This is a genomic window from Amycolatopsis acidicola (genome assembly GCF_007713735.2).
GTDB classification, from domain to species: domain Bacteria; phylum Actinomycetota; class Actinomycetes; order Mycobacteriales; family Pseudonocardiaceae; genus Amycolatopsis_E; species Amycolatopsis_E acidicola.
Genome location: NZ_VMNW02000168.1, coordinates 1 through 8,170 on the forward strand (window position 1 = coordinate 1; position 8,170 = coordinate 8,170).

At 64.7% G+C, this 8,170-nt stretch carries 7 protein-coding genes; 3 read left to right on the forward strand and 4 right to left on the reverse strand.

From position 1 onward, the window contains the following. Positions 1-335: 335 nt before the first annotated feature. Both FPZ12_RS44760 and FPZ12_RS44765 read left to right on the forward strand, forming a co-directional pair. Positions 336-812 carry an Lrp/AsnC family transcriptional regulator gene (locus FPZ12_RS44760; RefSeq protein ID WP_144761718.1) on the forward strand — a complete coding sequence of 159 codons (477 nt, stop codon included), beginning with the start codon at positions 336-338 and terminating at the stop codon, positions 810-812. Positions 813-959: 147 nt separating this feature from the next. After that, positions 960-1,364, forward strand: a complete 405-nt coding sequence (locus FPZ12_RS44765; RefSeq protein ID WP_144761715.1) for an SsgA family sporulation/cell division regulator — start codon at positions 960-962, stop codon at positions 1,362-1,364. A 381-nt stretch (positions 1,365-1,745) separates the two neighbouring features. On the opposite strand, the gene FPZ12_RS44770 is transcribed toward FPZ12_RS44765, so the two are convergent. The 4 genes from FPZ12_RS44770 to FPZ12_RS44785 form a co-directional block, all read right to left on the reverse strand. Further along, the gene (locus FPZ12_RS44770; protein ID WP_144761712.1) at positions 1,746-2,393 is read right to left on the reverse strand and encodes a hypothetical protein; all 648 of its coding nucleotides are present in this window, start codon (positions 2,391-2,393) and stop codon (positions 1,746-1,748) included. Between the two features lie 243 nt (positions 2,394-2,636). Next, positions 2,637-3,332 carry a response regulator gene (locus FPZ12_RS44775; RefSeq protein ID WP_144761709.1) on the reverse strand — a complete coding sequence of 232 codons (696 nt, stop codon included), beginning with the start codon at positions 3,330-3,332 and terminating at the stop codon, positions 2,637-2,639. Then, positions 3,332-4,459, reverse strand: coding sequence for a sensor histidine kinase (locus FPZ12_RS44780; RefSeq protein ID WP_150980804.1), 1,128 nt, complete (start codon positions 4,457-4,459; stop codon positions 3,332-3,334). Before FPZ12_RS44780 ends, FPZ12_RS44775 begins: the two co-directional genes overlap by 1 nt. 438 nt (positions 4,460-4,897) lie before the next feature. Beyond that, the gene (locus FPZ12_RS44785; RefSeq protein ID WP_144761703.1) at positions 4,898-7,186 is read right to left on the reverse strand and encodes a molybdopterin-dependent oxidoreductase; all 2,289 of its coding nucleotides are present in this window, start codon (positions 7,184-7,186) and stop codon (positions 4,898-4,900) included. Between the two features lie 116 nt (positions 7,187-7,302). Here FPZ12_RS44785 and FPZ12_RS44790 point away from each other — a divergent pair. Continuing rightward, a partial coding sequence (locus FPZ12_RS44790; RefSeq protein ID WP_208026235.1) for a cytosine permease occupies positions 7,303-8,170 on the forward strand: 868 nt, incomplete at its 3' end.

Here is an 8,170-nt window from a genome sequence, read left to right on the forward strand (position 1 = left end):
GACTTGCTCTCCCCCGCCATCCCACTCCCACAAACCCTCTCCAGCGACTTACCCTCCTCGGCCATCCCTTTCCCACGACTCATTTCCGCGACCTGCCCTCCCCCGCCCCGCCGTCCACTCCAGCAACTTGTCCTCCCCTCTCGCACGGCTCATTCCCGCAACCGCGCGCCTCGGCGACCCGCCGCGTCTGGACGTCGCGCGTCCGCCAAGCCACCAGCCGGCGAGCCCGCCCACTCACGCCGCGTCTGCCCTCCCGGAGGCCAGGTCGACCTGGACTACAACCCGCGGTTCGTCGGTCAAAGCTCCCAGCAGCGGTTTTTGGCTACGATGCGTAGGTGCCCTCCGCCGATCTGGATCATCTCGACAGAGCCATACTCAGCAGATTGCAAGAGGACTCCCGCATGATCGCCGAGTCCATCGGTGCGCATGTCGGCTTGTCGGCAGCCGCGGTACAGCGGCGGATCAAGCGGCTCCGGGAGGCGGGCGTCATTGCCCGTGAGGTGGCGGTCGTCGATCCGAAATCGGTCGGGATCGACATGACCTTCGTGGTGACCGTCGAGATGGAACGCGAGCGGATCGAGGTCCTCGACGCTTTCCGCAAGCAGGTGCAGGCCGACCCCGCGGTACAGCAGTGCTACTACGTGACGGGCTCGGCCGATTTCGTCCTGGTGGTCAACTGCTCCGACATGACGGAGTTCGAGGCGTTCACCCGGCGGATGTTCTTCGACAACGGCGAAGTCCGGCATTTCACCACCAGCGTCGTGATGGACCGGGTCAAGGTCGGGCTCAGTATTCCCCTGAACGGGCGCTGACGACACACCCAGCGTGTGTTACACGCTTCCGACTTTTACACCGGATCGCGTGAAAGTCGGTCGCCACGCATCATCATCGACACTCAGCGCCATCTCCTCGCTGTCCGAACAGTTCGGACCTCGAACCTTGGAAGCGAGGAGGGGCACGTGAACACCGATGCCGTCAACCAGAGCCAGTTCGTCACGCTGAACGGCTCGAGCGCACCCGTCCTGTCCCGACTGTCCTATGTGGGCACCGAACCCTTCGCCGTCAACATCGCGTTCCGCACCGAGCGCGGCCGGTGGGTCGAGTGGACGTTCGCCCGCGACCTGCTCGTCCAGGGACTGCAGGAGCCGACCGGTCTCGGCGACGTCCGCGTCCGGCCCGACCTGGCGACGGACGACGACATCCTGATCCTGGAGATCGAGTCGCCCGACGGCTACGCCCTGGTCGAGATCGAGCGGGAGGACGTCGAGCGCTTCATCGACACCGCCGCGCAGGTGGTGCCGATCGGCTCCGAAAGCGACCACTTCGACGTGGACGCCTTCATCGACGAGATCACCAACGTCTGAGACCCCGCAGACCGCCCTGCGGTCGCACCCCTTCGCGACCGCCAGGCTGTCACCGCGAAGCCAGTCGAGTGACGGCGCGGTACTCGCGTTTCTCAGATCAGCGCGACTGCCGTTACCTGACGTTGGCGCCTTTACGGTCGCGATCACGCACTGCAATTTCTCCCTCACAGGGAGGCCTCGCCACCCTATGAACCACTACAACTCCCGGTCCAATCGCAGTTCCATCGCACTGTTCCCGGCCATCGCCCGACCGTTGCGGCTTTGTTCGCGCCGTACTGGAATTTCTCTAGGTTCGCTTAGCGGTTCACGAGCGCGACAAGATCCACCTGACAAAACGTGCTGACCATGCGACGGCTCCGAGCCTGCCTCGGACTACCGACGTCAGCGGCCGAACGTCCGGTACGGACTGTGCTGATTCCAGTAGCGATCGAGGATGTGCTGTATCCCTTCAGGCACCTCATCGATCGAGCTGCGCTCCTCCAACGACGTCGACTCCGTGTTGTCGACCCGTGGTTGACTTGAATCGCTCTCCGACTCGTTGCTTCCTGACTTGGTGCCTTCGGCCACCGTCTTGCTGCTGGTGTTTTTCTTCGTGGTCGGGTTCGCCGGCTTCGTCTCGGACGCCTGGGGAGCCGCGGGTTGAGCGGTGGACGGTTTGGGCACTTCCGGAGACGGCGTAGGCGTTGTGGGTGCCTGAGGCGCTTCGCTCTGGCTTTGCGCGAAGGTGGCACCCGCAGCCACCGTCGGCGTCGGGTCGTCCTGCTGCTCGAACGTCCCTCCGCCGATCCACCCGACAGCCAGGAACAAGGCGGCCGCACCCGCGAGAAGCACGTTCCGTCGCACCTTGCGCGCACTCGGCTGTCGCTGCGCGGAGCCGACCAGCGCCAGCAGAGTGGACTCGCCCCCGGAACGCGGCTCCGGCACCTCGGCGGCGGGCGGTGAACTCGCAGCGACGATCCCTGTGCGGTCGGAAATACGTACCGTTTTCGCGATGTCACCCGACCCGCTGCGCAGGGTGGTGCGCGTCATCAAAAATCCTCCATCAAACCCGCCAGTGCCGTGACATCAACCGTCGCCGCCGAGCCAGCGTTCACCCAACCGCTCAAGCAACGAAATCCAAAGGCCTGGCCGAAGCTACCAGGACGATGGGTCCCCTCATGCCGAGAGACCTTCACTTCCCCCCTTCCCTGAAGAAAATGACACTATTGGGTGATCTCACCTTTGAGTATCGAGCGGAGGGTAACTACGAGTAGATTCGGCGATGGTGTATTTCTAACCTGCTTCCCTCGCCTTCGAGTCGGTTCCCCACGCCCAAGCCGCGATCGCTACCCGGTTGCGCGCACGTAGCTTTCGCTGAATCGTCGAGACGTGTGTTTTGACCGTCCCCACTGTGATGGACAACTCGGCCGCGATCTCGGGATTCGTCTTCGCATCCGCGACCATGCACGCAACGGCAAACTCCCGTTCGGTCAACGGTTTCCAGGGGCGACTGGACGCACTGTGTCGCGCCAGGTGCTGGAGCAGTCGCACCGTGACTTGTGGGCTGACCAACACATCTCCGGCCATCGCGGCACGTACGCCCTCGATCAGTAGCGTCGGCCCCGATCGCTTGAGCAGGAACCCACATGCGCCGTTGCGTAGCGCGGCGTAGACGTACTCGTCGAGATCGAACGTGGTAATCACCACGACCCGCAACGGATTCTCGGCCCCAGGCCCAGCCAGCGCGCGAGTCACGGCCAGGCCGTCTCGTCGCGGCATGCGGATATCCGCGAGCACGACGTCCGGGCGCAACTCCTGTGCCAGCTCGATCGCCTCGACCCCGTCGACCGCTTCTGCGACCACCCTGACTAGACCGTCCGCCTCAAGAATCCGGCGCAGATTCCGTCGAACCGTCTCTTGATCGTCAGCGATCAACACCGTGATGGGACCGACCCGCTCGGCATCCTCCGCTCCCTCGATTGAGGTCATCATCCGGAGGCCACCGGAAGCGTGGCACGAACTCGCCAACCGCCAGGTTCGTTCGGCCCTGCCTCAAATTCCCCATCGAGCGCCCGGACCTGATCAGCAAGGGCTTCCAACCCGCGTCCACCACGCCGAGCACCGTGCAGCTTCAGACCTTGCCGACACGGCGCGTCGTTCACGATCTCCACCGATAGCTCGCATCCACGTCGCCGTAGCGAGATGTCGACAGCACCTGACGACGGGCTGTGTCTTCGAACGTTCGTCAGCGATTCGAGCACGACTCGGTGGACCACCGAAGCCGTCTCCGGGGCCAGGTCGCCCAGGCCTTCTTCCACGACGAGACACACGCGCGCTCGGTTTCCGCTCGCGAACCTGTCGACCATCTCGCGGAGGTCGGCTGGCGAGTGCGGCAGCTCATCCGCAGCCTGCCGGCTTCCATCGTGCGCGGCGCGCAACAGGCCGATCGCCCGATCCATCGAAGACAGCGCTCGCACACCGGACTCCTCAATGCGCCTCAGCGCCAGTCGGGTCGATTCGGTGTTCCGCACCGCCAACTCCGCGGCCTGTGCTTCGAGAACGATCCCGGTCAGTTCATGCGCGAGCCAGTCGTGGACCTCGCGGGCCAGCTCCGTCCGTTGCGCTTGCCGCGCCGACCTGATCGATCGGGCCCGCGCCTCGTCGAGCAACCTCAGGTACAACCCCACGGCCACCGCGCAAGCACCGAGAAACCCCCAGCAGCAAGATAATTTGAGGAATTCGGCGACGGGCGGCGGTGACTCCGACCATGGGCCCACCCGGATCGGCGCCACGAGGACAGCGCTGAAGACCAGCGCCGCGACCAGTCGATCCAGGTGCACCGGCGCACGTCTCGCCACCTGTGCGAGCAGCACCAGTAAGAAGGCGGTCTCGACGAGCAACCAACCGGACAGAGCGTCAGGCGTATCGCCGGAGTCGATGGCCGTGCTCAGGAGCGACATCAGCGCGGCCCCGGACGCACACAGTGCCAGGGGCACGCTCCTCCGCGGCCAGCACAGAGCGCTCGTGGTGGCGCCGCACACCACCGTCACGGCGGAAAGAACCGGCAGTACGCCGACTCCAGGTAGCCCGAGACAGGCCAGGACGGCGATCGCCACGACGGACAGCCAGGACCATTTCGGTGCCAGACTTCGGATCCCGGTTTCGGCGCACACCCGCCAGACGACCGGACCCCAGAGGGCCCAGTGCCTTCGCCAGAGCCGACGCCGGAATCCCTTGTGTACAAACGTGTTTGCAGCGTCCACATCGCTACTCCCTTCGATGACCGACCCCTTCGAGTCTCCCGGAACGGACCGCGAATAACCATCTGCCGAAAGACAGATCTTTGTGGACCGGTCAGGCCAAGAACGCCCGAAAGAGTGGGAATTGACCGACGATATCGCGCTACAGTCGAAGGCAGTCGAGTCCGGCGATTCGCCGTCAATCCAATGAACTGGGGAGTTCACCGTGTCTGTACTGACACTGCTCTGCGAGCTTGTACCTGGATGCGTCGCGCGGCTGCGGCGCGGTCTGCGCCGCCTGTTATCGGCGCGGACTCAACGCTTGATGACGTCAGGCGGGGAGCCGACCGTGACAGGCGGGGGCGTGCCGTCGAACCGTTCGAGTTCGACCAGCACGAGCTGTCCGGCGCAGCCCTGCGACAGTCGGGAGGTCGGCCGATCGGCCGTCAGCACGTTCGGATTTCCGTGCACGCAAAGGGATCCGTGCGGATCGAACCAGGCTCCGGTGGGCAGTTGCACCACACCGGGACGAAGGGCGCTCGTCACTACCGCGCCCGCCAGACAAGCACCTCGATCATTGAACACACGCACCACGTCGCCATCCTCGATTCCGCGGGAGGCGGCATCGGCGGGATGTATCCGGATCGCCTCGCGGCCGGCGACTTTGCCGAACTGGCTGACCGAACCGACATCCAGCTGGCTGTGCAACCGCGTGCGCGGCTGGTTGGCGATCAGCTGGAGTGGAAAGTTCTCCGCACGTGCGCCGCCCAGCCATTCCACCGGTTCCAGCCATGCTGGATGACCGAGACAATCCTCGTACCCGAACGATTTGATGACTGCGGAGGTGATCTCGATCTTCCCACTAGGGGTGTGCAGCCGATTGGCTTCGGGATCCTGCCGGAACGTCTCGAAAAGCGTCCGGTCCGGCTCCTCGGAAGGCAGTGGATAGCTTCCGCTGGACCAAAACTCGGCGAACGATGGCGCGGCGACACCAGCTGCAGCAAGGTTTTTGCGCCACGAGCCATAAAGGTGCTCAAGCCAGGCTCGGGGCGAACGACCTTCCGTGAAGCGCTCGCCGAACCCGAGGCGTTCGGCGAGGCCGGCGAGAATCACGTGATCACTGCGGGCTTGCCCGTAAGGCTGGGCAACTTGGTGCATGGCAACGAGGTGAGTATCGCGACGGCCTGAACCGAAGTCCTCTCGTTCCAAGGGGGTAGTGGCCGGGAGGACGAAGTCCGCGTGCCGCGCGGTCGCCGTCCAGTACGGCTCGTGCACGACGACGGTGTCCGGACGAGCGAAGGCGTTCCGTAACTTGTTCAAGTCTTGGTGATGATGAAACGGATTCCCGCCTGCCCAGTAGACGAGTCGGATGTCCGGGAAGGTGCGGACGGCTCCGTCGAAGTCGTAACACCCGCCGGGGTTGAGCAACATGTCGGCTATCCGCGCGACGGGGATGAACTCGTCGACCGGATTGACGCCTTGCGAAAGGAAAGGCACGTGGAAGTCCGGGCCGATGTCTCCGCTGTCGCCCATGGATCCGTACCCGTGGCCGAAACCGCCACCGGGAAGGCCTATCTGCCCGAGCATGGCCGCGAGGGCGATCGCAGTCCATACCGGCTGCTCGCCGTGCTCGATGCGCTGGAGCGACCAAGTGACAGTGATGAAAGTGCGCGAGGAGGCCATTTTTCTTGCTAGAGAAACAATCTCGCCGACGGGGATCTCGGTGATGTGGCTCGCCCACTCGGCGTCCTTCGGGACACCGTCTTCCATCCCAAGGAGGTACTGCTCGAACTCGTCGTAGCCTGCGCAGTAGCGATCAAGAAAGGAGCGATCGTGTAGGTCCTCGACGACCAGGGTATGCGCCAACCCCAACATCAACGCCGTGTCCGTGGCCGGCCGGATCGGGTACCACTGCACGGCGCCGGCGGCTGGGAAGTCGTCGCGCAACGGGCTGATCAACGCGATGTCGACGTCACGTTCTGCCAATCGCGCGAGGAACCCGGGAGTGTGGTGGCGGCTCACTCCACCCGGAGTGACAAAGACGTTTTTCTCTGGCACACCACCGAAAGCGACCAGCAGCTCGGTGTTCTTGACGATGGTCGGCCAGCTGGACCCGTTGCGGAATACGTCGTCCGCGCTACCGACGATGTGTGGGAGAACGACCGCGCTCGTGCCGTTGCTGTATGTGTGACGACTGGAGGTGAATCCACCGAAGAGATTGAGAAACCGGCGCAACTGACTTTGTGCATGATGGAACCGCCCGGCGCTGGCCCAGCCATAGGAACCGCCGAAGACCGCTTTGTTGCCGTGGTCGTCACGGACCCTGCGCAACTCGGCGGCGAGCAAGTCCAGCGCTTCGTCCCAGCCGAGTTCGACGAACTCGTCATTGCCGCGAGAAGAGTCCGGTCCCGGACCGTGTTCCAGCCAGCCGCGGCGCACGGCCGGAGCGGTTACCCGCGTGGGATGACGTAGCGAATCGGGGAGATTACCGAGCAGAGGAGACGGTGAAGGGTCATCTGGATCGGCGGCGACCTGGAGCCGCCCGTCTGCGCCGATGTCGGCGGAGAAGGCGCCCCAATGGGAGGTGGTCGGCCGGAAGGTCACGTCCCACAACTACCAGACCGACCAGGCCGGACTTCGCAGTGTGGACTACCCCACAGCGAGCGTCGGCGCAGGTCAACGATGGGTTCGTGGAGGTGAGTCTGTGAGACGGTGAGGGCATGGACAGGACAGCGCTCACGGCGGATGTGTTCGGCGGCCGGATGCCCACGCGGGCGGGGGATCTGGCGGTCGAATCTCACGGGATCACACCGGTTCCCGAGGCCAACCGGTTCGGGAGGCCTATTCGGCTGCTGACCGTGTTCTTCGCGCCGAATCTGACCATGACTGCGGTCTTCTCGGGGACTCTGGGCGCCGGGCTGGGCCTCGGGTTCGGTACTGGGTTGGTGGCTTTGCTCGTCGGCACAGTGCTCGGCGCGATTCCGGTCGCGTACCTGGCGACCTGGGGGCCACTCACCGGCACCGCGCAACTGCCGTTGGCGCGGCTGCCGTTCCGCGGCACGGTGGTGCTGCCGGGGTTGGTGCAGTGGCTGAACTCGATCGCGTGGGATGCGCTCGTGGGCCTGTTCGGCGGCGATGCGCTGGCGCAGCTGCTCGGGCTCCCGTTCTGGCTGGCCGTCGCTATCGTCCTGCTCCTGCAATGCGCCGTCGGAGTGCTGGGCTATGAGGTGATTCACCGCGTACAGGCGGTGATGACCGTCGTGATCGCGGTGTTCTTCATCGTGCTGTCGGTGAAGCTGCTCAGTGGACACACCGTCGCCGTGGCGAACACGGTGTCCGGTGGGGACTTGATCGGGGCGTTCGTCTTGTTCAGCACGATCGCACTGAGCCTCGCGATCTCCTGGGCCAGCTACGCGTCGGACTTCAGCAGGTACCTGCCGCCGAGCACCTCACGACCGCGGGCGTTCGTGTACACGCTGCTCGGGGTGACGTTGTCGTTCGTCTGGGGCGAGGTGCTCGGGCTGGCCGCGGGTCAGACGCTGAGCGACCAGACGACGGCGGGCATCAACACTTTGCTCGGCGGCGGGG